22 protein-coding genes and 1 other annotated feature are annotated in these 26,908 nt (G+C 54.2%); of the genes, 6 read left to right on the top strand and 16 right to left on the bottom strand.

Annotated features, from left to right (window positions below):
• Positions 1–47: 47 nt before the first annotated feature.
• The 9 genes from R70331_RS04740 to R70331_RS04705 form a co-directional block, all read right to left on the bottom strand.
• Positions 48–1,604, bottom strand: coding sequence for a 2-isopropylmalate synthase (locus tag R70331_RS04740; RefSeq protein WP_042173312.1), 1,557 nt, complete (start codon positions 1,602–1,604; stop codon positions 48–50).
• A 62-nt stretch (positions 1,605–1,666) separates the two neighbouring features.
• Positions 1,667–1,958: a binding site (T-box leader), on the bottom strand.
• A gap of 37 nt (positions 1,959–1,995) precedes the next feature.
• Positions 1,996–2,187 (bottom strand): hypothetical protein, encoded by a 192-nt coding sequence (locus R70331_RS31425; protein WP_156131074.1) that lies wholly within the window; start codon positions 2,185–2,187, stop codon positions 1,996–1,998.
• Between the two features lie 194 nt (positions 2,188–2,381).
• Positions 2,382–3,431 (bottom strand): tRNA (adenosine(37)-N6)-threonylcarbamoyltransferase complex transferase subunit TsaD, encoded by a 1,050-nt coding sequence (gene tsaD, locus R70331_RS04735; protein WP_042173310.1) that lies wholly within the window; start codon positions 3,429–3,431, stop codon positions 2,382–2,384.
• On the bottom strand, positions 3,428–3,952 hold the full coding sequence (gene rimI / locus R70331_RS04730) for a ribosomal protein S18-alanine N-acetyltransferase (RefSeq protein WP_042173308.1): 525 nt from the start codon (positions 3,950–3,952) through the stop codon (positions 3,428–3,430). Before rimI ends, tsaD begins: the two co-directional genes overlap by 4 nt.
• A complete protein-coding gene (gene tsaB, locus R70331_RS04725; protein ID WP_042173306.1) occupies positions 3,949–4,779 on the bottom strand; it encodes a tRNA (adenosine(37)-N6)-threonylcarbamoyltransferase complex dimerization subunit type 1 TsaB in 831 nt (276 codons plus the stop codon). Before tsaB ends, rimI begins: the two co-directional genes overlap by 4 nt.
• A complete protein-coding gene (gene tsaE, locus R70331_RS04720) occupies positions 4,776–5,267 on the bottom strand; it encodes a tRNA (adenosine(37)-N6)-threonylcarbamoyltransferase complex ATPase subunit type 1 TsaE (RefSeq protein ID WP_042173305.1) in 492 nt (163 codons plus the stop codon). The genes tsaB and tsaE overlap by 4 nt, the downstream gene beginning before the upstream one ends.
• A gap of 105 nt (positions 5,268–5,372) precedes the next feature.
• On the bottom strand, positions 5,373–6,380 hold the full coding sequence (locus R70331_RS04715; RefSeq protein WP_042173303.1) for a DMT family transporter: 1,008 nt from the start codon (positions 6,378–6,380) through the stop codon (positions 5,373–5,375).
• Between the two features lie 180 nt (positions 6,381–6,560).
• Complete coding sequence (locus R70331_RS04710; RefSeq protein ID WP_042173300.1) at positions 6,561–6,746, bottom strand: H-type small acid-soluble spore protein; 186 nt, start codon at positions 6,744–6,746, stop codon at positions 6,561–6,563.
• Positions 6,747–6,812: 66 nt separating this feature from the next.
• Entirely contained in the window at positions 6,813–6,992 is a 180-nt protein-coding gene (locus R70331_RS04705) for a hypothetical protein (RefSeq protein WP_042173297.1), read from the bottom strand.
• A 156-nt stretch (positions 6,993–7,148) separates the two neighbouring features.
• On the opposite strand from R70331_RS04705, the gene ku reads away from it, so the two are divergent.
• Genes ku through ligD form a run of 3 tightly spaced genes read left to right on the top strand, consistent with a single transcriptional unit; the run spans position 7,149 to position 10,011 of the window.
• Positions 7,149–8,120, top strand: coding sequence for a non-homologous end joining protein Ku (ku, locus tag R70331_RS04700; RefSeq protein WP_042173295.1), 972 nt, complete (start codon positions 7,149–7,151; stop codon positions 8,118–8,120).
• Between the two features lie 33 nt (positions 8,121–8,153).
• On the top strand, positions 8,154–9,101 hold the full coding sequence (locus R70331_RS04695; RefSeq protein WP_042173292.1) for an ATP-dependent DNA ligase: 948 nt from the start codon (positions 8,154–8,156) through the stop codon (positions 9,099–9,101).
• 25 nt (positions 9,102–9,126) lie between these two features.
• A complete protein-coding gene (ligD, locus tag R70331_RS04690; RefSeq protein ID WP_042173290.1) occupies positions 9,127–10,011 on the top strand; it encodes a non-homologous end-joining DNA ligase in 885 nt (294 codons plus the stop codon).
• A gap of 202 nt (positions 10,012–10,213) precedes the next feature.
• On the opposite strand, the gene R70331_RS04685 is transcribed toward ligD, so the two are convergent.
• Together R70331_RS04685 and cls are read right to left on the bottom strand one after the other, a co-directional pair.
• Positions 10,214–11,065, bottom strand: coding sequence for a YitT family protein (locus R70331_RS04685; protein ID WP_042182151.1), 852 nt, complete (start codon positions 11,063–11,065; stop codon positions 10,214–10,216).
• A gap of 230 nt (positions 11,066–11,295) precedes the next feature.
• Positions 11,296–12,729: a cardiolipin synthase gene (cls, locus tag R70331_RS04680; RefSeq protein WP_042173288.1), complete on the bottom strand. Its 1,434-nt coding sequence runs from the start codon at positions 12,727–12,729 to the stop codon at positions 11,296–11,298.
• Between the two features lie 245 nt (positions 12,730–12,974).
• On the opposite strand from cls, the gene R70331_RS04675 reads away from it, so the two are divergent.
• Both R70331_RS04675 and R70331_RS04670 read left to right on the top strand, forming a co-directional pair.
• Positions 12,975–14,165 carry a M23 family metallopeptidase gene (locus tag R70331_RS04675; protein ID WP_042173285.1) on the top strand — a complete coding sequence of 397 codons (1,191 nt, stop codon included), beginning with the start codon at positions 12,975–12,977 and terminating at the stop codon, positions 14,163–14,165.
• 23 nt (positions 14,166–14,188) lie between these two features.
• A complete protein-coding gene (locus R70331_RS04670; RefSeq protein ID WP_042173283.1) occupies positions 14,189–14,647 on the top strand; it encodes a bactofilin family protein in 459 nt (152 codons plus the stop codon).
• Positions 14,648–14,690: 43 nt separating this feature from the next.
• Here R70331_RS04670 and R70331_RS04665 read toward each other — a convergent pair whose 3' ends face one another.
• From R70331_RS04665 to R70331_RS04645, 5 genes are all read right to left on the bottom strand, one after another.
• On the bottom strand, positions 14,691–15,473 hold the full coding sequence (locus R70331_RS04665) for an ABC transporter permease (protein ID WP_042173281.1): 783 nt from the start codon (positions 15,471–15,473) through the stop codon (positions 14,691–14,693).
• Entirely contained in the window at positions 15,466–16,395 is a 930-nt protein-coding gene (locus R70331_RS04660) for an ABC transporter ATP-binding protein (RefSeq protein ID WP_042173280.1), read from the bottom strand. The genes R70331_RS04665 and R70331_RS04660 overlap by 8 nt, the downstream gene beginning before the upstream one ends.
• Before the next feature lie 933 nt (positions 16,396–17,328).
• Entirely contained in the window at positions 17,329–21,924 is a 4,596-nt protein-coding gene (gltB, locus tag R70331_RS04655) for a glutamate synthase large subunit (RefSeq protein WP_042182149.1), read from the bottom strand.
• 376 nt (positions 21,925–22,300) lie between these two features.
• Entirely contained in the window at positions 22,301–24,655 is a 2,355-nt protein-coding gene (locus tag R70331_RS04650; RefSeq protein ID WP_042173278.1) for a YhgE/Pip domain-containing protein, read from the bottom strand.
• Positions 24,656–24,815: 160 nt separating this feature from the next.
• Complete coding sequence (locus tag R70331_RS04645; RefSeq protein WP_086074440.1) at positions 24,816–25,397, bottom strand: TetR/AcrR family transcriptional regulator; 582 nt, start codon at positions 25,395–25,397, stop codon at positions 24,816–24,818.
• A 304-nt stretch (positions 25,398–25,701) separates the two neighbouring features.
• On the opposite strand from R70331_RS04645, the gene R70331_RS04640 reads away from it, so the two are divergent.
• Positions 25,702–26,889: a UDP-N-acetylglucosamine--LPS N-acetylglucosamine transferase gene (locus tag R70331_RS04640; RefSeq protein WP_042173274.1), complete on the top strand. Its 1,188-nt coding sequence runs from the start codon at positions 25,702–25,704 to the stop codon at positions 26,887–26,889.
• Positions 26,890–26,908: the final 19 nt, after the last annotated feature.

The raw sequence follows: 26,908 nt of genomic DNA, 5'->3' as shown, positions 1-26,908 counted from the left end.
ATTTTCTACTTTTTTTGACATACGCTCAGCATGCTGCTTCTTTGGAATTACACTGCCTTTTCCCGGCCTGCTTCGGTTTCATCAGAGAGCAGGGCCGCATTGCAGGCAGCCACGTAGGCAATTCCTGCTGCCATGACAATATCCCGGTGAATGGCTGTTCCCCTGAATTTGGTGCCGCTGTATTCTACCATAACCGCAGCTTCAGCCTGGGCCTGCTCCCCGCTGCCCAGCGAATGCAGCTCAAGGCCGTCAAAGCCGATACCTTCTGTAATCCCCTGGCTGATTGCCGCAATAACAGCCTCCAGCGGACCTGCACCCGTGCTGGTATAAGCTTCATTTGCTCCCGTCTTCAGGTTGTGTACCGTAACTGCAGCTACTCTATGCGGCGAACTGCCGGCCAGCACCTGGACATCCCCCAGCTCGTAGAACTGTGCCTGCTGTCCGGTGGTGCTGCTGATCATCCGCAACAGTTCATCATCGCTGACAGCTTTTTGGCGGTCAGCGGTCTCTTTAAAGGATTCGTAGAGCGCATCCAGCTCTGCCGCATCCAGAGCTATTCCGTACCTGGCCGCACGGTCCTTCAGCGCATGCCTGCCTGAGTGCTTGCCCAGAATAATCATGCTGCGCGGAATGCCGAGCCGTTCCGGGTCCATAATCTCATAGGTGCTGCGGTCCTTCAGCAAGCCGTCCTGATGGATGCCGGACTCATGCTGAAAGGCATTCCGCCCGACAACCGGCTTATTAAAGGCAATCGGGAAATGCATTGCCCCGCTGATCAGCCGCGAGGTATCATACAGCTTTTCCAGTACGATTCCCGTCTCTGCGCCAAGCACATCCCCTCTGGTCTCAAGCGCCATAACCAGCTCCTCCAGTGCACAGTTTCCGGTCCGTTCGCCAACGCCGTTAACCGTAACCTCAATTTGCGTGGCTCCTCCCTCAATCGCCGCCAGACTGTTCGCAACAGCCAGCCCCAGGTCATTGTGACAGTGAGCGCTGTAGCTTACGTTCTGTCCGCCTCTGGCTCCGAGGCGCACCCGCCGGAACATCTCTCCGTATTCATGCGGCAGGGCGTAGCCGACTGTGTCCGGCAGATTGATAATACTGGCCCCTTCTTCAATGACGGCCTCAACCATTTCAATCAGGTCATCGATTCCTGTCCGGGCCGCATCCATGGCAGTGAACTCTACCACATCACAGAACTGGCGGGCGTAGGCCGTCATTTCACGGGCAGCCGCAACAACCTCTGGGCGGCTTTTACGCAGCTGATGGCGCAGGTGAATATCGGAGGAGGAGATAAACAGGTGAATCCGCCGCCGTGCCGCATCCCGGGTTGCCCGGACAGCCGCATCGATATCCCCGCGGACCGCGCGGGCGAAGCCGCAGATTTCCACGCCCTCTACTTTACGGGAAATGGTCTCCACTGCGGCAAAATCCCCCGGACTCGAGACCGGAAACCCAGGCTCAATCACATCGACTCCCAGCCCGGCAAGCTTATGGGCCAGCACAATTTTTTGCTCCGGGGTCAAGCTGGCGCCTGGTGCCTGCTCTCCGTCCCGCAGTGTCGTATCAAAAATCTGAATTCGTTTCTTTACCGGAATAATCATCATATACCCTCCTGAAGTGTAAGTTTACAACCGTAAAACAACGCAAAAACCCGCCGTCTCATATAAGAGACGGCGGGTCACCCCACCGCGGTACCACTCTTGTTGACGCATCCGGCTTACCTTCCTGATAAACCGCAAGCTGCGCCCAGCTCACCCCGTATCCGGCTCATCCCCATACGGGTATAGTCCGGCAAATACAGATGTCCGGTAACGGGGACTTCCGTTGCGGCGTACTTCCTGTTTCCGCCGCTCCGCTCCCGGGCGAGATTCAATGCCTATCAGGTGACTGCGTTGCACCAGCCCGCAGCTCTCTGCACACCTTCATCATCTACTGCTCCCGTTCATTGCGTGTGATTCATATAAAAGCATACAAAAAAGCCTGCCGTCTCATTCAAGAGACGACAGGCTGTTCACCTTCGCGGTACCACTCTTGTTGATATTCCGGTTCAGCCGTAATACACAGCCTGCAGAATATCCACTCAACAGTCAGCCAGTTGATCGGGATAGCTTCAGCATCCCCCTGTACTTGATTGACCACCCTCTCACGGAGGTTACCCGTAACGGTGTACGAAAGGTCCGGCACACTAGTGCACCGTTTATCGCTCCTCTAGAAAGAGCATCCCGCTTCCACCGCTCCGCTCCAAGACGAGTTCAGGACTCCTTCGGCTGCGTCGCACCTACCCGCAGATCTCTTAACCCGGAGTTACCTTACTGCTTCTCTTCATAGCGTTTCGTTAATTGAATTGGGTTGATTATACTCTTCCGGTTTCAGGAATGTCAATAGGCAGAAACAGACCACTTCTCCAGCGACAGGCCGGGATCGGCAACCATATCCAGCGGCGTACTGCCGTCATGCCGCCATTTCACGTAGGCTGCCGCTCCGATCATCGCCGCATTATCCGTACAATAAACGGCCGGAGGAATAATCAGCTCAATCCCTTCCTTGCCGCAGCGGGATATCAGTGCTTCGCGCAGCCCTTTGTTGGCGGCAACCCCGCCGCAGAGCAGCAGCTGCCTGGCCTGGTTGGCTCTTACAGCACGTACAGCCTTCTCGACCAGCACTTCGACGACTGACTCCTGGAAGCCGCGGGCAATGCCTGCCACATCCGGAGCCTGCCCCTTCATCTTGCTCTGGTTGACTACATTCAGTACAGCCGACTTCAGGCCGCTGAAGCTGAAATCATACGAATCCGGCTCCAGCCAGACGCGCGGCAGGGCTACTGCCGCCTCAGCTTCACGGGCCAGGCGGTCAACATGCGGGCCGCCCGGATACGGAAAGCCCAGGGCGCGCGCGACTTTGTCATAGGCTTCGCCCACTGCATCATCCCGGGTGCGTCCGATAATCCGGAACTCCCCTTCACGCTCCATATTTACAAGCTCCGTGTGCCCGCCCGATACAACCAGCGTCATACACGGATACTGCAGTTCCTTAACCAGCCGGTTGGCATAAATATGCCCGGCGATATGATGGGTGCCGATCAGCGGCTTGCCCCAGGCCAGCGCCAGGCTTTTTGCAGCCACGACTCCAACCAGCAGCGCTCCGACCAGCCCAGGTCCTTGTGTTACTGCAACAGCCGTAAGCTCTTCCGGCTGTACACCGGCCGCAGTCATCGCTTCCTCAATTACCAGGGTAATCACCTCAACGTGTTTACGGGAAGCGACCTCCGGTACAACCCCGCCGAAGGCCCGGTGGGTTTCAATCTGGCTGGAGATGATGTTCGCCAGCACCTCACAGCCGTCCTTGACAACCGCTACCGAGGTTTCATCACAGCTCGTCTCGATAGCTAATATTAGTACAGGCGCAGCCGCGCCCGCTTCTGTATTCATTTCTGCTCCACTCTTCCTTCCATCATTCCCTGCTCCCCGTCAGCCGGCAGATCGGCCCACATAATGAGCGCATCTTCACGGTTGTCCGAATAGTAGCCCTTGCGGGTGCCGGCCGGGCGGAAGCCTTTTTTACGGTATAAATTCTGGGCTACCTCATTTGAGACCCTTACCTCAAGCGTAATGGATTTCATCCCCAGGAAGCCCGCCGTTTTCATGAGCTCATCAAGCAGCCGCTCGCCCCATTTGCGTCCCCGGTAAGCTTCAAGCAGAGCGATATTCGTTACATGAGCTTCATCGACAATTGCCCACATCCCGGCGTAGCCGATAATCCGGCCCTCCAGCTCCATCACCATGTACTTGGCAAAATGATTATGCGTGAGTTCATTGCGGAATGCCTCCTCGGTCCATGGCATGGTGAAGGCTTCCCGCTCAATGACGAGAATTTCCGGAATATCCTCAAGCTTCATCAGGCGAAAAACAAGCCTGCTCCCCTGATCTCCCACTATCATAGGCTCCGTCATACTTGGCCTCTGCTCCCTTCACTGCTCCGGCGCAGATTGGCTTCCGCTTCAGAAAGCTGGGTATAGTTCGGGACTAACCCGTGAACATCATCACTGCCCGCCAGCAGGCCTGCTTCGCCTAGAAATCCTGCCCAGCGGCCTTCAAGCTCGTACGGTACAGGCTGTATCTCAGCCTTGCCCAGCAGCGGCTCAAGGCTGGCACTGCTGCCGTGCTGCGCAGTTTCGCCGACAAACCATAACGTATGAGGCTTGCTGCCCTCTGCCTCCGCCCGCTTCAGGCGTTCACTCAGGAACAGCACCCAGTCAGCCATAAGCCGGATCGCATCCGGCTCCAGCCGCTGCGGCGCAGCTTGTCCATCCGCCGCGAACAGCCCGGTATAGGCTTGTCCCCGGCGGGCATCAATCAGCGGGATAACCCAGTCGGGGCCAAAGCCGGTTAATTCAGACGGCTCCGCCGGTTCGTCCGCCTGCTTCTCCTGCGCCGCAGCATATCCGCCCCAGGCAAGCGCATGCAGACTGGACACACCGGTGACTGGCACTTTCCAGGCCCAGGCCAGTGTCTTGGCTGTTGAAACCGCGATCCGTGTGCCGGTATATGAGCCCGGTCCGATACCGGCGGCGATGCCTTTCAGCATAGAGGCATCCGTACCGCTGGCCTGCATTGCCTGCTCAATAATCGGCAGCAGGTGCACCGAATGGTTCCGCTCGCCGGAAGCATTGATTTCATGCAGCACTCTGCCATCTTCTGTTATTGCCACACCCAGGATAGCCGTCGAGGTATCCAGCGCTAAAAGCCGCTTGCGCGGCCCGTTAATATCGTTCATCATTCTTCGTTACCCCACTTCTCGATCAGTGCGCGGCAGAGTCCGGCATAAGGCTCTCCCGCTGCCGTCACCGTAATCAGACGTTCCTCAAGCCCGGCCGTTTCCAAGTATATATGCAGATGCTGCTGCGGCATCAGATCTGGAATGATGCTGCTCCATTCCACGAGGCATACTCCCTGCCCGTAGAAATATTCATCAAGCCCCAGCTCGTCCGCTTCCTGCGGTGAAATCCGGTACACATCCATATGGTACAGCGGAAGGCGCCCGGTATATTCCTTGATGATTGTGAAAGTAGGACTGTTCACAATCCCCACAACGCCCAGATGGCGCGCAAAAGCCTGCGAAAACGCAGTCTTTCCGGCACCCAAATCACCGTCGAGGCCGATCACCATACCGGCCGATACCGCGGCGGCTACCTCAGCCGCAAGCGAATCCGTATCCTGAAGGTTGTGGGAACGGTAACGGAACACCGTTTCAACATTATTGTCCAAGCTGCAACTCCACCTTATATCAATATCCTGAATAGACATGAACGGGCATATCCTTACCTTACATTTAATTATATCGGTATGCTACTAGTCCCGCAACAACCCCCTCTAGTCGCGGCGGCCGGCCGTAAGGGAGGAGGCAATCTGTCTGCTTGTCCCAGTCTGCTTTTTCTTCAGTGTGCGGCGGGAAAACAGGCTGTGCAGCGCCATTCCGGCAATAATGACTGCAATTCCGGTCCAGGACAGCAGCGAGGGCAGCGGAGCGGACAGAATCAGCATCTCACCGATCAGGGCGAACAGTACCTCCAGCGACTGGGTCGCCTCCACAGCGGCAAGGCCGCTCATGCTGCTGCGCACCATATCAGTTGCCCGGAAGAACAGCACGGTGGCAATAATACCAGAGGACAAGGCCACAATGACAGACTGCAGGGCCTGCGAGCCTGAGGGCAGACCGGTATCGGCCAGGCCGATAAGCGATATAATAAGCCAGAAAGGCAGGCTGGCCAGCGTCATGCCGAGGATACGCTGGAATACATCAAGCCGCTCACCGCACAGCTCCATTGTCTTGCGGTTCCCCAGCGGGTAGGCGAAGGAGGCAATCAGTATTGGAATGATTCCCAGAAGAACCTGCGAAGCCTCAAGCTCCCGTGCGTGCTCGGCCTGAAGCAAGGCAACACCGGCAAGAATAATAAGAGACAGTCCGAGGCCGCGAAGCGGAATCCTCCCGCGTTCAAAGATGCGTGCCCCTCCAGGCCCGGCAACCCATTGTCCAAAGAACGGGGCCAGCAGGGAGCCGGAAATAATGGTGATCTGCCAGGTTCCGGCGGTCAGCCAGCCCGGCGCATAAGCTGCCGCAAAGCAGATCGGTGCATAGAACAGTCCGAAGCCGACAGTACCCCACAGCAGCCAGGCCCCGGGGCGTTCTTTCATCACAGCAAGCAGCGGCTTCAGCCTCCCCCTTCCGGCAACAATCGCCACCAGAAACGGCAATGTAAACAAATAGCGCAGCGAAGCGCTCCAGGCCCAGCTCCCTCCCGCCAGCTCCATCCGCCGGTTAAGCACAAAGGTTACCGCAAAAAACAGCGCCGAACAGACGCCAAGCAAAATAGGCCGCATGCTCATCATCTCTTTTCATCAAATTCACCTCCCAAATATAGGGTCAGGCGGCAGCCAGCGTCAACCCTTGTGTAAGCTCCGCGGCAGCTCGGGAAAGCTTTTCCAAAAAAAACAGAGCATCAGTGTCCGTAGTCCGGATACTGATGCTCTGCCGTTGTTAATTGCTTAAAACCGTTGCCGTTATTTGGCCTGCTCCTCCAGCCGCTCTACCCCGACTGTGTGGGTGTTGGCTGGACGTGAGCCTACCTGTACCGTCGCCATACCGTTCTCCTCGTCCACCCGTTCAATCCATACCGACTCCCCGTCCAGATGAACCGGGATCATCTCCTTGGAGGCATAAATATCCTTCGCCCGTTTTACGTCCATGATTCAGGTCTCCTTCGAAAACATATGTTTTATTTTTGTAACGGCTACCGCTTCCATACACGCTGCCTACTCCTGCTCCTCATCCGCCTCAGGCTCACCGATCGTTGCATCAGCATCGAGATAACCGGCCTCCGCACCCGGTTCATCGTCAGCGGGATCAGCCACAATATTTGCCCAGTCTACAGCCTCGGCGGGAATATCCTGCTCAGACAGATCATCCAGCCATTCCTTGCGTCCCTGGTCCACCTTATCGACTCCCTTCCGTCATGTGCTTGGCTTTATTTTTTCCCAAGGCTCGCAAAAAATGCATCAGGGTAGAAACAGCACCGCCACAGCATACTAAACGGTAATTACATCGTCATTGTCAGCTCTTGCAGCACTTATACCCAGGAGGCGATATCTATGCATACCGTTTGGAAAGGGGCCATCAGCTTCGGTCTTGTGCATGTTCCGGTCAAAATGTTCTCGGCAACCGAGGATAAGGATATTTCCCTAAGATACATCCATAAAGAGTGCGGAAGCCCGCTGTCCTATGTGCGCAAATGCCCCGTGTGTGAGAAGGAAGTGGCCTGGGAGGAAATCGGCAAGGGCTATGAATATGAAAAGGGCAAGTTCGTCCTGTTCGAAAAGGAGGAGCTGGATCAGCTGACTGAGGAGAGCAGCAAAAGCATTACCATTCTTGATTTCGTGGATTTAACTGAAATTGACCCGATTTATTTCCAGAAAACCTACTACCTGTCCCCTGACCAAGCCGGCAGTAATGCTTACAGGCTGCTGATGGAGGCGATGCGCCAGACCGGTAAAATCGGAATTGCCAAAATTTCCATCCGTTCCAAGAGCAGTCTGGCAGCAATACGTGTGCTGGAGAACTGCCTGGCAATTGAGACGATTTTTTATCCGGATGAGGTGCGGCCGGTTACGCAGGTTCCCGGACTCCCGGAAGCCGGTATTGTCAGCGACAAGGAGCTGGAAATGGCCAAGCTGCTGATCTCCCAGCTGTCCACTCCGTTCGAGCCGTCCAAGTATACAGACGACTACCGCCAGCGGATGCTGGACCTGATCTCGCACAAAATATCCGGTGAGGAATTCCACATCGCACCGGCGCGGCAGGAGAGCAATGTGATCGACCTGATGGCCGCGCTGCAGGCTAGCATTGAAGCGGTTCAGCATATTCCGAGTGACCCCGGGACAGCCCCCGCCGCAGCTGGAGCCAAGGCCAAACCTGCCGCCGGTACACGAAAAAGAACCGCTAAAGCCAGCGGCGCCCAAGCTGAAGCCGGATCTCCTGTTCTCAGCGAGGCAACCGGCCCTATTCCGGTCATTGCACCCAAAGCTAAACGGCGCAGCACCAAAAGCAAAGAAACCATATCTTAACGCGTACTGTCCAGCTACCAAGGAGGCGGTTTGATGGAAGTAAAGCCGGTGAAGCCGTTTGAGCCGGTGCTTGCCGCACAGCTGCCTTCCGGCAGCCAGTGGATCGCCCAGATAAAATGGGACGGTGTCCGCATGCTCTCCTGCTATGACGGCAGCTCTATAGAGCTTGTTAACCGCCGTGGCAACCGGCGCACCCTGCAGTATCCCGAATTGACCGTACAGGGACGTTACTGCCGCGCAGACAGCTATATTCTTGACGGTGAGGTTATTGCCCTAAGCGGGGGGAAGCCGTCCTTTCACGAGGTGATGCGGCGTGACGGCTTAAGAAGCGAAGCAGCTGTCCGGGCAGTCAAGCCGCAGGTTCCGGTGCTGTATATGGTATTTGATATTCTGTACTGTAACGGTGAATGGCTGCTGGACCGGCCGTTGTCCGTACGCCAGCAGCTGCTGCAGGATGTACTGCTTCCTCACCCCCATGTGCAGAATGTGCCGAGCTACACAGATCCGGCGCAGCTGTTCGCCGCTGCCTGCAAAGGCGGTCTGGAAGGCATCATCTGCAAGGATATACGCAGCACTTATGCCCCCGGCGGCAAGGATGCACGCTGGCAGAAACGCAAGAACATTCTCGACGTGACCGCTGTTGCCGGAGGGGTTACCTTCCGGGATGGAATGGTTAATGCCCTGCTGCTCGGTCTTTATGACGATGAAGGCAGGCTGCACTATATCGGGCATGCGGGTGCAGGCCGGCTGACAGCCACGGACTGGCGTAATCTGACAGCACAGGCCCATAATCTGGAGGTGCCCGTCATGCCTTTTACAGGTGTTCCGCAGCGCAGCAAGGATGCGGTATGGATCAGGCCCAGCCTGGTATTCAAGCTGCATTTCCTGGAATGGAACGCCTCCGGCACGCTGCGCCAGCCGGTTATTCAGGCACAGGTTGATCTGCCGCCTGATGCCTGCCGGCTGGAACAGCGCGGTTGAACATTCTTAGAAAGGAGGGCACTCCATGCCGGCAACGCTGAAAGGCACAATTACCATTGACGGACAGGAGATTACCGTCACGAATCCGGACAAGCCGCTCTGGCCGGAGATGGGTATTACGAAGCGGATTTATCTGCAGAAGCTGGCAGCTCTCTCCCCCTATCTGCTGCACTACTGCAGGAACCGGCTGCTGACCGTCATCCGTTATCCGCACGGCGTGCCGGGAATGTCCTTCTACCAGAAGAATGCGCCGCAGCCGAGGCCGGAGTTCGTCCATACAGCCGTGCAGGACGGGACCACGTATATTGTCCTGCACGGCTTACCGGAGCTGCTGTGGCTGGGCAATCTGGCTGCACTTGAATTTCATCCCTCCCTGCATTATGCAGGAAGTGAACTGCCCTGTGAGTGGATGATTGATCTGGATCCCTCCCTTGAGGTGGAGCCGCGGATCATGGAGGCAGCCGCCCTGGTCGGCGGGGTGCTCAAGTCGCTGGGGCTGGCCTCCGTACCCAAGACCTCCGGGGCGACAGGGGTTCAAATCATTGTGCCGGTGCATCAGGGCGTAACCTTTGAGGAGCTGCGGAAAACGGGACATTTTATCGGACGTTATGTAACCGAAAAGCACCCTGGCCTGTTTACGCTGGAGCGGCTCAAAAAGCACCGGGGCGATCGGATTTATTTTGATTACCTTCAGCATTACGGCGGAAAAACGCTGGCTGCACCCTATACCCCGCGCGCAAGGCTGGGGGCTACCGTATCTACACCGCTGCTATGGGAGGAGGTTGCCCGTAACGTTTCACCGCTGGATTTTCACCTGCTGAATATTGAAGAGCGGCTTGCCCGCACAGGTGACCTTATCGCTAAGGTGCCCCCGCAGCCTGTAGGCGAAATCGCTGCAAAGCTGCCTTGATTCCGGCCGTGCATATCCCCTATAGACAGCAATAAGCCCGCATTGCCTATAACAGGCTGCGGGCTTATCAGGCGTCCAGCTTTTGGACGGAAGGTATTATATATGAGAATTCGGCACAGCTTGCTGCAGGCACCGGATTGGTTACTCTGACTTTCGTAAATATACCTTCCTTCAGACCGCGTATCCGTTCCCCCGGATGACGCTAGTGGATTGATTTCTTTTTAAAGCGGCCGCCTTTTACATCATGGATATTGCCGATCGCAATAAAGGCGTCGGAATCCCAGTCTTCAACAATGGATTTAAGCTTCGCTTCTTCCAAACGCGTAATGACCACGAAGATCACTTTTTTGTTTTCCCCGGAAAAGCCGCCTTCACCATCGAGATAAGTAACTCCGCGTCCGAGACGTTCTGTCAGCGCTTCACCGATATCGCGGAATTTGTCACTGATAATCCAGACCGATTTGGACTGGTCCAGACCTTCAAGTGTAATGTCGATCATTTTGAAAGCAATATAATAAGCAATCAAAGAGAACATGGCATTGTTCCAGCCGAAAACAAATCCAGCCCCTGACAGAATGAAGAAGTTGAAGAACATCACCACTTCACCGACCGAGAAAGGCAGCTTCTTGGCGACCAGAATAGCCACAATTTCTGTACCGTCCAGCGATCCCCCGTATCTGACAACGAGTCCCACGCCGACGCCGAGAATAACGCCGCCGAACACTGCTGCCAGCAGCGGTTCAACTGTAATCGGATTTACAGGATGCAGTAATTGTGTGCCGATAGACATTACAACTACAGCAAACAAAGTGGACAAAGCAAAGGTTTTGCCGATCTGCTTATAACCGATAATCAGAAACGGAAGGTTGAGCAGGGTCAGCAAGATACCGAGAGGAATATGAAAAATATGGGATAGCATAATGGAAATACCTGTTATTCCGCCGTCAATCAACTCATTGGGAACAAGAAAAATTTCCAGCGCAACGGACATCATCCCCGCGCCAAGCACCATCATGACAATCCGTTGGGCTAGCCGCAGCCTGGCCGCCTTCATAGATCCGGCTTTCAGAGGTTTTTTCTCATCCTCACTCGTAAAGATTTGCTGGCTTACATTCATAGAACTCCCCCTATAAATAAGTATCCAAAGAATAACGGAAAGTATAAGGTTCAAGATACACTTTCTTATGTTTCTTCTCGTACTTATATTATATCATAAAAGACGGTCAAATAAGGTATGGAACATATTCGCGCCTTAGAAAAGTTAAGGTTTAGTCCTATTTTTGGTCATAATAGCGGAGATAACAGCTGACAAAGACCTTGAATCAACTTGACATTCCTTCCGCGCCTCATGAACTTCTCGGGATCAATAAACTCGCTGTGCTTCAGATCCTTTTCAAAGGCGTCCGCCAGCCCGGCAACCGTCTCAGGAGCCAGCAGCACCGCCGTCAGCTCGAAATTGGAATAGAAGCTGCGCATGTCCAGATTGGCACTTCCTGCCGCCGCCAGCAGATCATCAATGATCATCACCTTGGCATGCATGAAGCCCGCAGTATAGCGGTAAAATTTCACTCCGGCATCCTGCAGATTCTCCAGATAGGACAGAGACGCCGCATAGACGAGCCTATTATCCGGTTTGCCCGGGATAATAATACGCACATCTACTCCGCCCAGCACCGCATTCTTAAGCGCCCGGCAGATGGCAGGATCGGGAATAAAATACGGCGAGGTAATCCAGATCCGCCTCCTGGCGGCACAAAGCGAACCAAAAAACATTCCCTGAGAGGCATCAATCGCCCCGTCGGGCCCGCTTGCCACAATCAGCGCCGCTTCCTCACCTGTACAGTGATGCTCCGGAAAAAAACGCGGATGGCTAAGCAGTTCCCCTGCCGCCAGCTTCCAGTCCTTCAGAAAAACATCCTGCAGGTCATATACCGCATCCCCTTCCAGCTGCAGATGCGTATCACGCCAGTAGCCCATTTTGGGATCTTTGCCTAAATAATCATCCCCCACATTCATTCCGCCTGTAAAACCGACCAGACCATCGACTACTATAATTTTGCGGTGATTCCGGTAATTGAACCGGCGGTCAAGCAGCGAGATCAGCGGCGGCAAAAAGAAATGCATCTCCACACCCGCATTTTTCAGCGTGCGGATGAACCGCTTGCCCAGACTGTGGCTGCCCAGACCGTCGCACAAAAGGCGGACCTTCACCCCCTGGCGCGCTTTGCGGGTCAGCACATCCTGAAACTGCTCGCCGATCGCATCATCCCGGAAAATATAAAATTCCAGATGAATATGCTCGCGCGCAGCCTCCATCACCTCCAGCATGGCATCATAGGCAACACCGGCATTCGGCAGCACCCGGCAGTGATTCCGGCCTGTAATCTTCATGCAGGATAATCCGGAAAGCATGCGGATCAGCTCCTCACGTCCGGCAAAGGCGGGATTACCGCACTCCTCCGGCTTTCTGACCATCCGGATTTTGCCGCTGACATGGGCACGGATTTCACTTCGTTTTGCCGGCGTGCAGCGCCTGCTTATTCTGCGGCTCTGCCAGTAATCCCTCCCGAGAAAATAATAGAGTGCAAGGCCGGCCGGAGGGCAGCAGAAGCTCAGGAACAGCCAGGCCAGCGCCCTTTGCGGGCGGCGGTATTCCAGCAGCAGGATCGCCGCAGTCTGCAGCACAAAAAGCCCCAGCAAGATCACTATGATTATCAATCCGTCACCTCCCCTAAGTCCCGGCAGACCAATCCCGCCAGCTGCCTTTTCTTATCCGGACAAGTCTTATCTAGTACAGGTTTTGCCGTAACTCTCCCACTTTATTCAAGCAAACCGTTGTCATGTTCATCCAGCAGCCGGAATACATAGAGTAATAGGACAAATCGGATGAGCCTGCTGATTATTACTGAAAAGCAAACATTTGAGCCGTACAAGGCGGCGCCCAGCCGCAGAAAGGAGAAGCTATGAAAACCCAGCATAAGGATAACCGGATTACCCTGCTTGTCGTCCGTGAAGCCGGCCGGCCGGTCAGACAGGTCCACCTGTCCAAGCCGCTCGCTCTGGTCCTCCCGGCTGCTGCTGCCCTTTCTATTTCCAGTCTGGTCACCTCGATGCATTTTCATGCCTCACGCTCCATTGCGGAGCTGGAGGCCGAAGCCGCTTCCTTGTCACTGGCCAATCTCCGTATGGAGGTGAAGGTTGCTGACAAGGACCAGACGCTGCTGCAGCTCCGCAGCAAGGTGACTGAACTGTCTGAGGAAGCCGCAACCATCAAAGACAAGCTGAAAAGCGTCAGCGAGCTTGAAGCACAGCTGCAATCACTGATTGAAACAGAGCAGGACGGCGGGGCAGACCCGGATGCAGACAAAGACTCCGCTTCCATCTCAGGAGATGCAGTTTCAGGAACCCGCCTTACTGCCTACTCTGCAGCTCCTGCTGCTAACTACAAAGCCAATGCCGCTGGAGGAGCGCAATCCGGCACCGCTCTCTCCTCCCTGCCTGCTGTAAGCTTCCGACTCGGGGCTGTCACTTCAGCAATCAGGAGCACTGTAACTCCCCAGGTAGGCGGAGAATACATCGCTGTCTATCAGGAGGACCCCCTGGGACTTGTCCAGGAGGCACGGGATGATTACGAGGAGATCCGCAGTCTGCTTGATGAGCTGCTCACCAGCCTGTCCGCGACCATTACTGAGGCGAGGGAGGTGCAGAGCGCGGAAGCCAGGCTCCAGGCTAAAGAGGAGCTTGCCGAAAAAGCCAGACTGGCACCGGCCGTCATCTGGCCTACCCGGTCCAAAATCATCACCTCAAGCTTCGGCTACCGCTCCGATCCGTTCAAAGGGGTCTCCGCCTATCACTCCGGAATTGATATTGCCGGCAATATCGGGGACCCGGTCTATGCGGCGATGGACGGTGAGGTTACGGCCTCCGATCAGATGGGTGCAAGAGGCAAATATATCATCATTAAGCATGCAAACGGTCTGGAAACCTGGTATATGCACCTGAACAGCATGGACGTCTCCGAGGGAGAGTATATCAGCAAAGGCCAGCAGATCGGCACACTCGGCAATACCGGGCGCAGCACCGGGCCGCATCTCCACTTTCAGGTTCTGAAGCAGAATAAAGCAGTCAATCCTTTGGGTTACGTTGAGCCTTAACAGAATGTACGGGAGGGATAAACATGTGGACCAGACGAAAACAGGGAGCACTGTCCAGAGCAACGGATTCGCTGATCGGCCACGGCGGCAATCTGGAGGGCAAGGTGCAGTGTGATACAAATCTGCGGATTGAGGGGAATTTCAGCGGGGAGATCCAGTGCGAGGGAACAGTAACCGTCGGTGAACTGGGTACCGTGCGTTCTTCCATTAAAGCGAAAGAGATCATTATTGCGGGAAAAGTGTACGGGAATGTCACTGCCGACCAGCGGCTCACTATGACCGAAACCGGGCAGCTTCACGGCAATATTCTGGCAGGCACACTGAGCATTATGGAAGGCAGCGTGCTGAACGGCTCAGTAGCGACCGCCGAGCCGTCTGCACCTCTGCGCTCAGAGGCTCACACTACCGCCGAGAATGCCGGAACTATGGACAAAGCGGCCAAGCGTGCAGCCAAGCAGCAGGCTAAACGTGAAGCAGGCTGAGCGGGCATACCCGCTTAGCCTGCTTTTGCATGAGGTATTCTTTTTAGGCAGCAACATCCCTTTTACTGAAAACAAGCCAGGATACGGCCAGAAACAGCACGTAGTAGGCAGCCAGTACCGCAGCTGAGAAATATAGACTGACCCCGCCCGGACCGGTATCACTGAGAAGATATACACGCAGATCCATATGGGTAAAAATCAGATATTGTGCCCACTCAAAGCGTTCAGGACTAAAAATCTGCACAAAAATATTTTTGGTAAACATAATAAACAGCGACAGTCCGATTGCGAGCCCGCTCGCCCGGAAGACACTGGAGACCATAAAAGCAAGTGCTGCTGTCAGGAACAGCTCAATGTAGCGGCAGAACAAATCCATAAATGAATAGGCCGCCGGGCTCCAGGACATCAGATTGGTTACATCCGGGGTATCTTGTCCGGAGAAAATCAGCGATGACGCATAACCAAAAGCAATCAGCACAGCAGTGCTGAGCAGGCTGAACAGAATCATCGAAATATATTTCGACAGCAGAATTTTGGAGCGGCTCCACGGGCGGATCAGCAGCAGCTTGATGGTTCCCCAGGAAAATTCCCCGGCCACCGCATCGGAAGCAATTACCACCGTAAAGATAGTATTTAAAAAGAAGGAAATGGTAACCGTCAGCTGAAAATTATCCCACACTCCAACCGGATCAGAACTGCTCGTAAAATAAATCAGCGCCGGGAACAGCGCACTCATGAGTCCCAAGATAGCCAGCATAACCCATGTGCGGACCCGGCTGTAAATCTTGATGTTCTCATTATGTATGAGAGCTGCAAATTCACCCAATGCCTTCACCTCCGGTAATTTCCAGGAATTGATCCTCGAGCGACCGTGACAGCGCCCTGATGCTGTATACCTTGAAGCCGGCTGCTACAAGTACCGCATTCAGCTCTGCAATCTCCTCACGCCCGACCTCTACGGTAACCCCCCCGTTCTTTATCACACCTTGTCCAAGCAAAGTCAGCGCACCTTCAGGATCATTAACTTCAAACAGCGTTTCTGTGACAGGCAGCACAGCATCCCCAACAGCCTTAAGCTGCTTAACATCAATCAGCCGGCCGTTCTGGATGATCGCCACACTGTCGCACATCAGCTCCATTTCTGAGAGCAGATGACTGGAGACAAAGACGGTTGTTCCTTCCGTCTGGCATAACCGCCGCAGATAATCACGCAGCTCACGGATACCCTGCGGATCAAGGCCGTTCGTAGGCTCGTCCAGGATCAGCAGCTTCGGGCGGTGCAGCAGGGCCTGGGCTACACCCAGCCGCTGGCGCATACCCAGCGAGTATGTTTTTACTTTGTCGTTAATTCGCTGGCCGAGTCCGACCAGCTCCACAACCTCATCAATCCGCTGCTTCGTAACGCCGGGGACCATCCGTGCATACTGGCGGAGATTCTGATAGCCGCTCAGGAACTTGTACATTTCCGGATTCTCTACGATCGCACCGATATTGGCGACAGCCTCCTCGAAATGATCCTTAATGCTGCGTCCGCAGATCAGAATATCCCCTTGGCTGATGGAGATCAGGCCGACCATCATGCGGATCGTTGTTGTTTTACCGGCGCCGTTAGGACCGAGGAATCCAAATATCTGTCCGGGCGGAATATCGAGCGTCAGATCGCTGACCAGCGTTTTGGAGCCGATTTTTTTGCTCACACCCATCAGGCTGGCAACCGGCTTATTCGCTGATTCTGCTGTAACTGGCATACCTTCACTTCCTTTCTTTTGTTTATAAAATGAAATGCTTTTAACTTGAACAAAGAAATATCCTGTTTTGGGATTAGCCGTGACTCCAGAGAATATTTGGACTTCCGGCCGCTGCCCTTCTGCAGATTTCTTTATTTATACCGCTGCTCGCGGTGGAAATCCGCAGACTGCCTATGCTTCCGCAGCGAGCTTTTCTGCGAAAAGCTTTCAGGCGGTCGCTACCGCTCCTACAGTTCCAAAATTCCCCTCCGCTACTTTTCCCTTAACTTAATTTTCTAAGTTCAATCTATATAGCCATTTCATTTTATATATTTTTCATAGTACCACATCCTGCCTTTTTCCTGAAAACAAGGGGAAAAGGAAGATCTAACCAACTATTAGACGGTTTAATAGGAAGGTAACACTGCATATATAGGAAATTTTAAGAAGAACCTCCTTTAATAACTTAACATCAAGCTCTGGTTTAACTGCCTCACTCCAAAACTTTTAGTCGGGTAATGTTCTGCCTAAGTAATGGATCCTTCCCTTTATTTTTGCTCATCCTGCTTACTTTGGGGATGTTTAATGGGATTCTCCCCTCTATTACTGCTCTCCCTGCCTACTTTGTGGATGTTTAATGGGATTTTTCCCTCTACTACCGCTCTCCCTGCTTACTTTTGAGGTGTTTAATGGGATTTTTCCCTCTATTACCGCTCTCCCTGCTTACTTTGGGGATGTTTAATGGGATTTTTCCCGTTATTCGTTCACTCCTGCATTTTGAGCTGAGCAGACAGGTCTGCTTTAATTTAGTTAATCCATTACCAGCTGTTTATCATGGATGGAGGGATAGCATCATCTATACCGGTATAAAAAAAGGCTGTATCCTCCTCAAAGCGGAAGAATACAGCCCCTTACTCGTTATTACACCAAGCTGCTTAGCACAGCAGGTTAAGTTTAGCCTCCAACACGCGCAAGCTCACGCATATTGGCTTCAAAAGCAGCCATCAGGGCAGCCTCGCCGGTCAGGCCGGTCTGCTCCACCTTACGGATCTGCTCCAGCATCCGTTTGTAATCCTTCGGAATGACACGGGCGAACTTCGGCAGGGAAGCTTCCCAGTTCTCTAGAATCCGGCCAGCCGCCGCACTGCCTGTAAGCTCGGCATGACGCGAGATCAGCTTGTGCAGCTCCGCTGCTTCCTCAGCCTCCTCAACACGCTCCAGCAGGACCATTTCCAGGTTACAGCGTTTGATGAAGCTGTTCTCCGGATCATAGACATAAGCGATACCGCCGGACATCCCTGCCGCAAAGTTGCGTCCTGTTGCACCAAGCACCGCTACGCGGCCGCCGGTCATATATTCACAGCCGTGGTCGCCCACGCCTTCAACCACTACGTTCGCGCCGGAGTTGCGGACAGCGAACCGTTCACCGGCAATACCGCTGATATACGCTTCACCGCCGGTAGCGCCGTAGAGTGCCGTGTTTCCGATAATGATGTTATCTTCTGCAGCAAAGGTAGCTTTATGTGAAGGCTTGATAATCAGCTTGCCTCCGGACAGCCCTTTACCCACATAGTCATTAGAGTCGCCTTCGACGGTAATTGTAATCCCCTTCGGCACGAATGCGCCAAGACTCTGTCCGGCAGAGCCGGTGAAGTTCAGGCGGATCGTATCATCCGGCAGACCGGCAGCCCCGTACTTACGGGTCAGCTCGCTGCCCAGAATTGTACCCACTGCACGGTTGACGTTGGTGATCGGCAGAGATACCTCTACAGCCTGCCCTGATTCCAGCGCCGGAGCGGCCAGATCAAGCAGCTGTGATACGTCAATCGTTTCTTCCAGACCGTGGTTCTGGAACTTGCTGCGGAAGCGCGTGCTTCCCTCCGGAAGCTCCGGTGTGTGCAGCAGGCTGCTCAGATCAACGCCTTTCTTCTTCCAGTGGTCAGAAGCATGAACCGCATCAAGGCAATCCGTGCGTCCGACCATCTCTTCGATAGTGCGGAAGCCAAGCTCTGCCATAATCTCACGCAGATCCTGTGCTACGAAGGTCATGAAGTTAACAACATGCTGCGGATCGCCCGTAAAGTTCTTGCGCAGATCCGGGTTCTGGGTAGCAACGCCGACCGGACAGGTATCCATCTGGCAGACGCGCATCATGATACAGCCTACCGCTACAAGCGGTGCTGTTGCGAATCCGTATTCCTCTGCTCCCAGCAGCACCGCTACCGCAAGGTCGCGTCCGCTGAGCATTTTACCGTCGGTTTCCAGCACAACACGGTCGCGCAGATTGTTCAGCATAAGCGTCTGATGCGTCTCGGCAAGTCCAAGCTCCCAAGGCAGACCGGCATGGCGGATCGAGTTCATCGGTGAAGCACCGGTACCGCCGTCATAGCCGCTGATCAGGATAATGTCGGCACGGCCTTTCGCCACGCCTGCGGCAATCGTTCCGACACCAACCTCAGACACGAGCTTCACGTTGATGCTGGCCCGCGGATTGGCGTTCTTCAGATCATAGATCAGCTCAGCCAGATCCTCGATGGAATAAATATCGTGATGCGGAGGCGGCGAGATGAGACCTACACCTGCTGTGGAGCCGCGCACTTCCGCTACCCAAGGATATACCTTACGGCCCGGAAGCTGCCCGCCTTCACCCGGCTTCGCTCCCTGTGCCATCTTAATCTGAATCTCATCAGCGTTCACCAGATAATTCGAGGTTACCCCGAAGCGTCCCGATGCCACCTGTTTGATTGCACTGCGGCGGGAATCGCCGTTAGCGTCAGGAATGAAGCGGGCCGGGTCTTCCCCGCCCTCACCGGTGTTGCTCTTGCCGCCGATGCGGTTCATTGCAATAGCCAGTGTCTCGTGGGCTTCCTTACTGATGGAACCAAACGACATGGCTCCTGTCTTAAAGCGTTTCATAATCGATTCCGCCGGCTCTACTTCATCCAATGGAACCGGCTGGTTGTTGGACTTGAATTCCAGCATGGAGCGGATTGTCTGATGTTTCTTGGTCTCACCCTGGACAAGGGCCGCATATTTCTTATACAGTGCATAGTCACCGCTGCGTACGGAATGCTGCAGCAGGTGGATCGTCTGCGGGTTGAACAGGTGATCCTCCCCGTCACTGCGCCATTGATAGTCGCCGCCGGAATCCAGCACCTTGTCGTTGCCGTCCTTCTCGGTGAAGGCACGGTTATGGTGAGACAGTGCTTCAGCCGCCACTTCTTCCAGGCCGATACCGCCGATGCGGGAAGGCGTCCAGGTAAAGTACCGATCCACAAACTCTGTGCTCAGGCCGACCGCTTCAAAAATCTGCGCTCCGCGGTATGACTGGATGGTGGAGATACCCATTTTGGATAGTACTTTAACTACGCTCTTCGTCGCAGCCTTAATGTAATTCTTCACAGCCTTCTCATGCGAGATACCGCGCAGCAGCCCTTGGCCGATCATATCGTCCAGGCTTTCAAACGCAAGATAAGGGTTGACTGCACTGACGCCGTAGCCGAGCAGCAGCGCGTAGTGGTGCACTTCACGCGGCTCGCCGGACTCCAGCAGGATGCTGACCTTGGTGCGTGATCCGGAGCGGATCAGATGGTGATGCAGGCTGGAAACAGCCAGCAGCGCCGGAATGGCCGCATTCTCACGGTCTACGCCGCGGTCAGACAGAATAAGAATATTGTGGCCTTTCGCCATTACACGGTCAGCCGCTTCGTTCATGCGCTCAAGCGCGATGCGCATGCCTTCTGCTCCAAGCTCAGCCGGGAACAGGATCGGAATGGACATCGACTTGAAGCCGGCACGGCGGACGTGGCGGATCTTCGCGAAATCCTCATTGGAGAGAATTGGCGAGTCCAGGGAAATCTGGCGGCAGCTCTCAGGCTCAGGCTTCAAGAGGTTGCGTTCTGGACCGATTGTAGTCGCTGTGGAGGTAACCAGTTCTTCACGGATCGCATCGATCGGAGGATTGGTTACCTGCGCGAACATTTGTTTAAAGTAATTGTAGAGTCGCTGCGGACGGTCCGAGAGCACAGCCAGCGGCGCGTCATAGCCCATGGAGCCGATAGCTTCGGCACCGGTGGAGGCCATTGGCTCCAGCACCTTGCGCAGATCCTCAAAGGTATAGCCGAACGACTGCTGCAGCTGCTGTACATTGTCATGCTTCGGATTCGGCAGCTCAGGCGCTTCCGGAAGCTGATCAAGGCCGATCAGATGCTCTTCGAGCCACTCACGGTACGGCTGCTCGGAAGCGATGGAAGCCTTGACTTCCTCGTCGGAGATAATCCGTCCCTGCTTCGTGTCCACCAGCAGCATGCGGCCCGGTCTCAGCCGGTCCTTGTATAATACATCCTCTGCCGGAATATCAAGTACTCCCGCTTCAGAGGATAAGATAATCATATCGTCTTTAGTTACATAATAACGTGCCGGACGCAGACCGTTGCGGTCGAGCATTGCACCGATTTGCACACCGTCGGTAAAGCCCATTGCCGCCGGCCCGTCCCACGGCTCCATCAGCGTGCTGTGATATTCGTAGAATGCCTTCTTCTCGTCGCTCATAGTCTCATGATTGCTCCAAGGCTCTGGCACCATCATCATGGCTACATGCGGCAGCGAGCGTCCGCTGAGATACAGGAATTCAAAGGTATTGTCGAACATTGCAGTATCCGAACCATCCGGATTCACGATCGGTTTGATCTTGCCCATGGATTCCCCGAATAATTCACTCTTGAACAAGGACTGGCGGGCATGCATCCAGTTCACGTTACCGCGCAGCGTATTGATCTCACCGTTGTGGATCATGAAGCGGTACGGGTGGGCGCGTTCCCAGCTCGGGAATGTGTTCGTGCTGAAACGGGAGTGAACCAGGGCAATAGCCGACTCCAGCTCTTCATTCTGCAGATCCAGGTAGAACTGTCCTACCTGCTCGGTTGTCAGCATGCCTTTGTATACGATCTTGCGGCAGGACATGCTTGGCATATAAAAGGATTCAGCCTCTTCAACGCCGCCATAACGGATAGCGAGCTCTGCACGCTTACGGATTACAAACAGCTTGCGTTCAAAGGCCAGCTCATCAGCAAAGCCTTCCGAACGGCCGATAAACACCTGGCGTACATAAGGCTTGGCAGCCTTAGCGGTTTTACCCAGCATTTCATCGAAAGTAGGCACATCACGGTAGCCAAGCACCGTCTGTCCTTCTTCCGCAATAATTTCGCTGAGCAGAGCTTCATGACGGGCGCGGATCTCCTCGTTATGAGACAAAAAGATCATACCCACGCCATAATGGCCCTGTTCCGGCAGCTCAAAGCCAAGTCTGCTGGCTTCACCTGTAAAGAAACGGTGCGGAATTTGCAGCATAATGCCGGCTCCGTCACCGGAGTTCGGCTCGCTTCCCTGGCCGCCGCGATGCTCCATATTAAAGAGCATGGTCAAAGCGTTGCTTACGATATCATGGGAAGGCTTACCTTTAATATGGGCGACAAAGCCCATGCCGCATGCATCTTTTTCGAACTGGGGATCATAAAGACCTTGTTTGTTGGGCAGTTCAGTGTGTCTCATCATACGCAACCTTTCTATTCTAAAGTTGTACCTTAATATCCAGGAAAATATTTCAGAGTAACGCCTAATATTTATTCAATCCAGATTGGTTATATAAGTTTATCATCGACCTGACATGAGTGCAATTTAAAGTTTTTTATGAGTTTGATTAACAAATGTTTTTACGGTACAGCTTTACTGAACGAAAGTGTAAAAAAACTTAATAATGAATATTTATGCATTAATTATGAATAAGTCCTTATTCAGTGAAAACGCTTCAACACAGTTTCATTTTCACTATATACCCTTTTTTATGGACTTTCCTGCATATGAAAACAGAAAGGACGCCCCTGTAGGAGCGTCCTTTCTTACCTTTGGACAATTTCCGGCAAATTCGTTATACAGTCAACGCTTGTTCACCTTTTACAGTAATTTCATTCTCCTGTCCGCGGGTCATGAAGTAAGTAAAGGTAAGCGCCAGGAATACTAATCCATAAATGGCCAGCACACCCGCATCACTCCACATCACATTGTAATTACCGGTTGAAATGGCTGCTTTGAAGCCGCGGACACTGTAGGTCATCGGAAGCAGCGGGTTAAAGAACTTCATCCAGCCTGGAATCAGCTCCAGCGGGAAGGTACCCGCACTGGTGGTCAGCTGGAAGATCAGAATTACAATAGCTACGAAACGTCCAGGCTGATCCAGCCAGGTTACAATCGCCTGAATCATCCACATGAACGAGATGCTTGTAATGAAGGTAAAGGCGTAGAACAAGGCTACGTTCTGTACCTCAAGACCAAGGCCGTACAGCACAATCATTGCCGCCATCAGCGACTGGAGCACGCTCATCATTGTGAAGGTCAATGTCCGGCTGATGAACCGGTTGAACCGGCTTGCACCGATGACCTCGGAGCTGCTCATCGGAATGACCAGCGTGCAGATCAGCGCACCTACAAATAATCCGAGTGACAGGAAGTATGGAGCAAACCCTGTGCCGTAGTTCGGCACTGCACTGACCTTCACTTCTTCAATCTGTACGGGCTGTGCGAACATGGACACCAGCGCATCCGACTTGTTCACAGTGCTGGTCTGCTCTGCTGCATCTCCCAGCTTCGAGGCGAGCTCGCCGGAGCCTGCTTTCAGCTCATCAAGGCCGTCCTTGAGCTGGCCTGCGCCGTCACTGAGCTGCTTCGAGCCGTCCAGGGCCGAGCTCAGGCCGCTGCTCAGCTGGCCTGTGCCTGCCAGCAGCTTGGCTGTGCCCGCCTCCAGCGCCTTACCGCCGTCAGCGAGCTTCGCGCCGCCTGCGGCCGCTTCGTCCAGCTTCGCGCCGAACTGCTGCATCCCGGCGGACAGCGTGCCGCCGCCGGCCGTCAGCTTCTCTGCGCCGGCCAGGAGCTGCTGCTGCCCGGCCAGCAGCTGCGTGCTGCCTGCATTCAGCTGCTGCGCACCCTCATGCAGCTGGCTAACCCCGGCATCCAGCTGCTGCGTTCCCGCCTGCAGCTGGGCTGCCCCCTGCACCAGCTGCTCCTGGCCGCTGTGCAGCGAGACCGCGCCAGCCAGCAGCTGCTGCTGGCTCTGATCCAGCTGCGCTGTGCCTTCGGCTACAGCGGTGCTTGCCGCCAGCAGCTTCTGCACGTCTGCGCTTGCCGCAAGCTGCGGATTCGCCTTGGCCAGCTGCTGCAGGCCGTCAGCCACCGCTTTGGCTGCAGTGCTGACCTTCGCACTGCCTTCCTTGGAGGCCTGCAGTCCGGCTTCCAGCTTGGCGCTGCCTTCTGCGGAGGAGGTCAGTCCCGCCGCCAGCTTACTGCTGCCGTCCACAACGGACTGTGTACCGGCCTGCAGCTTAGTTGTTCCGTCTACTGCCGACTGTGTACCGCCCTGCAGTGCTTTGGCTCCGGCTTCGGCCTGTTTCAGGCCGGTGCTGAGCTGCTTGCTGCCGTCTGCTGTCTGCGCCACTCCGTCCTGGAGCTGCTTATGTGCAGCAGACAGCTGCTGGAGCCCGCCAGCCAGAGTACTGCTGCCGCTCTCCAGTGCTGCTGCACCGGTGTTCAGCGCAGTTACACCTTCCGTCAGCGGAGCTACCCCGTCAACCAGCTTGCCGGTACCTTCAGCCAGCACAAGCAGATTATCCTTCAGCTTCAGCGCACCGTCATCCAGCTTGGCAGCGCCGTCTGCAATTTGGGTTGCCCCGTCTCCGGCATCGCCGAGCCCGCTGGCGATTTCCGTTATTTTATCAAACACGGAAGACGTATAAGCCTCGGTAATTTTGGCCGACACCTTTGTTTTGATATCTTTAACCGCAGTTCCGCCGATCTGGCCGGCCAGGAAGTTATAGCCTTCATTCGGTTCATAAATGATCTTAGCCGGCTGAGGATCTGCATCCAGCAGGGTTGTTGCATTTGCAGAGAAATCCTCCGGTACAATAATCGCCATGTAGTAAGTATCATCGTCCAGTCCGGCCTCTGCCTCTGCACGGGTTACAAAATTCCAGTTGAACCCGTCGGTCTTCTTAAGCTCCTCCACCAGATCACTGCCGGCGGTAAGCTTAGCGCCCTCGTAATCAGCGCCCTTGTCTTCATTAACAACAGCAACAGGCAGCTCGGTCATTTTACCGTACGGGTCCCAGAATGCCTTAAGGAACAATCCGCTGTACATCACGGGAATGAACAGGACGACGAACATGGGGATTAGCACCTTGGGATTTTTAAGCGCAGCGCCCAGGTCCTTGATAAAGACGGATAAAGATTTCATTCTGGTTCTCTCCTTATAATCATATGCTCTTTGTATAAAAGCTATAAATCTCTCTATGGCCAAAAAGGTTAACAAGTTTGCTAGTATACTGAAAATTGCAGTAACACCAAGTGACCATTTTCCCCATTCGGTCATTTAAGAGCAAAAAAAATGGAGCACCTTAAGGTGCCTGCGCCACGCCGTCAGACAAAAACAGATGGAAATATTCCTTGATCTGCTCCTTGCTTAAAGGCACATGCACCTTGTTCAGCTCAGCGGTCAGCACGATGTACAGCCTGAACATTACAATAGATACAATCTGGGGGTCACACGGCTTAATCTCCCCCTGCTGTATAGCCTGCTCCACCTCCCGTTCCAGATACTCCAGCACAACGTTCTCCAGCTTGTCGAGCCCGTCACCGGCCTGCGGCGTTCCGAAATCGCGACTTTCCTGGGAAAGCTTGATGAACAGCTCGTGTTCGCCCCGAAATTCAAGCAGTGCATCCAGTACCCTGTGCAGGTTATCAAAAAACGGCTTATCCCGCCTGATCTCCCGCTCGGCAATATGCTTCATCTCGGTGATGACATCACGCAGGATTTCATCAAATAACTGCTCCTTATTCGTAAAAAAGGTATATATCGTGCCTTTTCCGACATTTGCAATCTTAGCGACCTGATCCATTGTCGTTGCCTTATAGCCGAATAATGAAAAACACTTTGTCGCGGCCTGAAGCACCAGCTGCCTTCGATCTACCACAGCCACCATCGTCCACTCCCTTTCCTGCAAAAATAATCGCTGCCACACGCTCGTGACCATATTACTATTTCGGTCATTTGGTCATCACCAACTTTATCACTTTACCTTTCACTTGGCAATACCTGAATCTGAGCTTTATTTTATTTTTTGCAGTGTTTTAACTTTCCAATAACGTCTTATTTGTATAATGTGAGAAAAGAAGCCCAAACCCTTGTATAATGTAAGAGGAACTTTACAGGGTGGTATCTCGTATTCGCTCTAAGAGGAGAACCCGCAATTCTACCTATAAAGGAAAGTAGCAGGTGAACTTATGCGAAAGAAAAGAGTACTGCTGTTTTCGGAAGGCTTCGGTACGGGCCATACAGGGGCAGCCTATGCTCTGGCCGAAGGAATCAGACTGCTTAGCCCGGACGTCCAGTGCCGTGTCATTGAGCTGGGCAAATTCCTGAATCCCACGGTTGCGCCTTGGATTCTTTCCGCTTACCGCAAGACAGTCAGCAGCCAGCCGAAGCTGGTCGGCATGATGTATAAAACCCAATATGATAAATCACTGAGCCGGCTGACCCGGGCAGCATTGCACCGGGTCTTTTATACACGTGCCAAAAAGGTAATCGAGCAGCTCAAGCCCGATCTCATTATCTGCTCCCACCCGATTCCTGCCGCCGTCATCGCAAGGCTGAAGCAGCAAGGGCTGGATGTACCGCTTTATACATTAATTACAGATTATGACGCACATGCCAGCTGGGTGAATCCTGAGGCTGACCGTTATCTGGTATCCACCTCCCGGGTCAAATCTATCCTTACCGGCCGGGGCGTTTCACCGGAGCTTGTCACAGTAACGGGCATCCCCGTACACCCCAAGTTCTGGGAGCGTTCCAATAAGACGCTGCTCCGCAAAGAGCTCGGGCTGGCGGATATCCCGACCGTCCTGATTATGGGCGGAGGCTGGGGGCTTATGTTCGGCCGGGATGTGATGGATTCCCTTACCGCAAGAATGGATGAGATTCAGCTGATCTTCTGCATGGGCAGCAACGACAAGCTGGTAGCCCGGATGCGCTCTACCCCGCTGCTGAATCATCCCAACGTCAAAATTCTGGGCTACAGCAGCGAGATTAACAAGCTGATGGACGTCTCCGATCTGCTCATAACGAAACCGGGCGGAATGACCTGTACGGAAGGCCAGGCCAAAGGGATTCCGATGCTGTTCTATAGTGCAATTCCCGGGCAGGAAGAAAAGAACTGCCAGTATTTCGTAGAGCTCGGCCTTGCCGAGGAGCTTAATTCCCGGGTAGTTGACAAATGGTTCTCCCTGCTCCTGCGGGAGTACAAAGGAATTGAAGAGCAGCGCAGACGCCGGCTCGCCCTGGAGCGCCAGCAGCCGCATAACTGCGCTTCCGCCGTATTGCAGCTTCTGGGCAAGACAGCGGAAGTAACAGCCGAAATGCGGACCGCACGGGCTCAGGGCCGTACGGAAGAGGCCGTCTATGTTACGCCCTGAACGTCCAAAAACCTCCATC

This window comes from Paenibacillus sp. FSL R7-0331 (assembly GCF_000758645.1).
Classification (GTDB): Bacteria; Bacillota; Bacilli; order Paenibacillales; family Paenibacillaceae; genus Paenibacillus_AQ; species Paenibacillus_AQ camerounensis.
Note: the sequence above shows the minus strand (reverse complement) of the source record. Positions and strands in the feature narration are given on the sequence as shown.

What these genes read in the sequence shown, in the direction of transcription:
- R70331_RS04740 (WP_042173312.1), bottom strand. Translation starts at nt 1,604, where the DNA reads ATGATTATTCCGGTAAAGAAACGAATTCAGATTTTTGATACGACACTG.
- tsaD (WP_042173310.1), bottom strand. Translation starts at nt 3,431, where the DNA reads ATGAATACAGAAGCGGGCGCGGCTGCGCCTGTACTAATATTAGCTATC.
- rimI (WP_042173308.1), bottom strand. Translation starts at nt 3,952, where the DNA reads ATGACGGAGCCTATGATAGTGGGAGATCAGGGGAGCAGGCTTGTTTTT.
- tsaB (WP_042173306.1), bottom strand. Translation starts at nt 4,779, where the DNA reads ATGATGAACGATATTAACGGGCCGCGCAAGCGGCTTTTAGCGCTGGAT.
- R70331_RS04715 (WP_042173303.1), bottom strand. Translation starts at nt 6,380, where the DNA reads ATGCGGCCTATTTTGCTTGGCGTCTGTTCGGCGCTGTTTTTTGCGGTA.
- R70331_RS04710 (WP_042173300.1), bottom strand. Translation starts at nt 6,746, where the DNA reads ATGGACGTAAAACGGGCGAAGGATATTTATGCCTCCAAGGAGATGATC.
- ku (WP_042173295.1), top strand. Translation starts at nt 7,149, where the DNA reads ATGCATACCGTTTGGAAAGGGGCCATCAGCTTCGGTCTTGTGCATGTT.
- R70331_RS04695 (WP_042173292.1), top strand. Translation starts at nt 8,154, where the DNA reads ATGGAAGTAAAGCCGGTGAAGCCGTTTGAGCCGGTGCTTGCCGCACAG.
- ligD (WP_042173290.1), top strand. Translation starts at nt 9,127, where the DNA reads ATGCCGGCAACGCTGAAAGGCACAATTACCATTGACGGACAGGAGATT.
- R70331_RS04685 (WP_042182151.1), bottom strand. Translation starts at nt 11,065, where the DNA reads ATGAAGGCGGCCAGGCTGCGGCTAGCCCAACGGATTGTCATGATGGTG.
- R70331_RS04675 (WP_042173285.1), top strand. Translation starts at nt 12,975, where the DNA reads ATGAAAACCCAGCATAAGGATAACCGGATTACCCTGCTTGTCGTCCGT.
- R70331_RS04670 (WP_042173283.1), top strand. Translation starts at nt 14,189, where the DNA reads ATGTGGACCAGACGAAAACAGGGAGCACTGTCCAGAGCAACGGATTCG.
- R70331_RS04660 (WP_042173280.1), bottom strand. Translation starts at nt 16,395, where the DNA reads ATGCCAGTTACAGCAGAATCAGCGAATAAGCCGGTTGCCAGCCTGATG.
- gltB (WP_042182149.1), bottom strand. Translation starts at nt 21,924, where the DNA reads ATGAGACACACTGAACTGCCCAACAAACAAGGTCTTTATGATCCCCAG.
- R70331_RS04650 (WP_042173278.1), bottom strand. Translation starts at nt 24,655, where the DNA reads ATGAAATCTTTATCCGTCTTTATCAAGGACCTGGGCGCTGCGCTTAAA.
- R70331_RS04640 (WP_042173274.1), top strand. Translation starts at nt 25,702, where the DNA reads ATGCGAAAGAAAAGAGTACTGCTGTTTTCGGAAGGCTTCGGTACGGGC.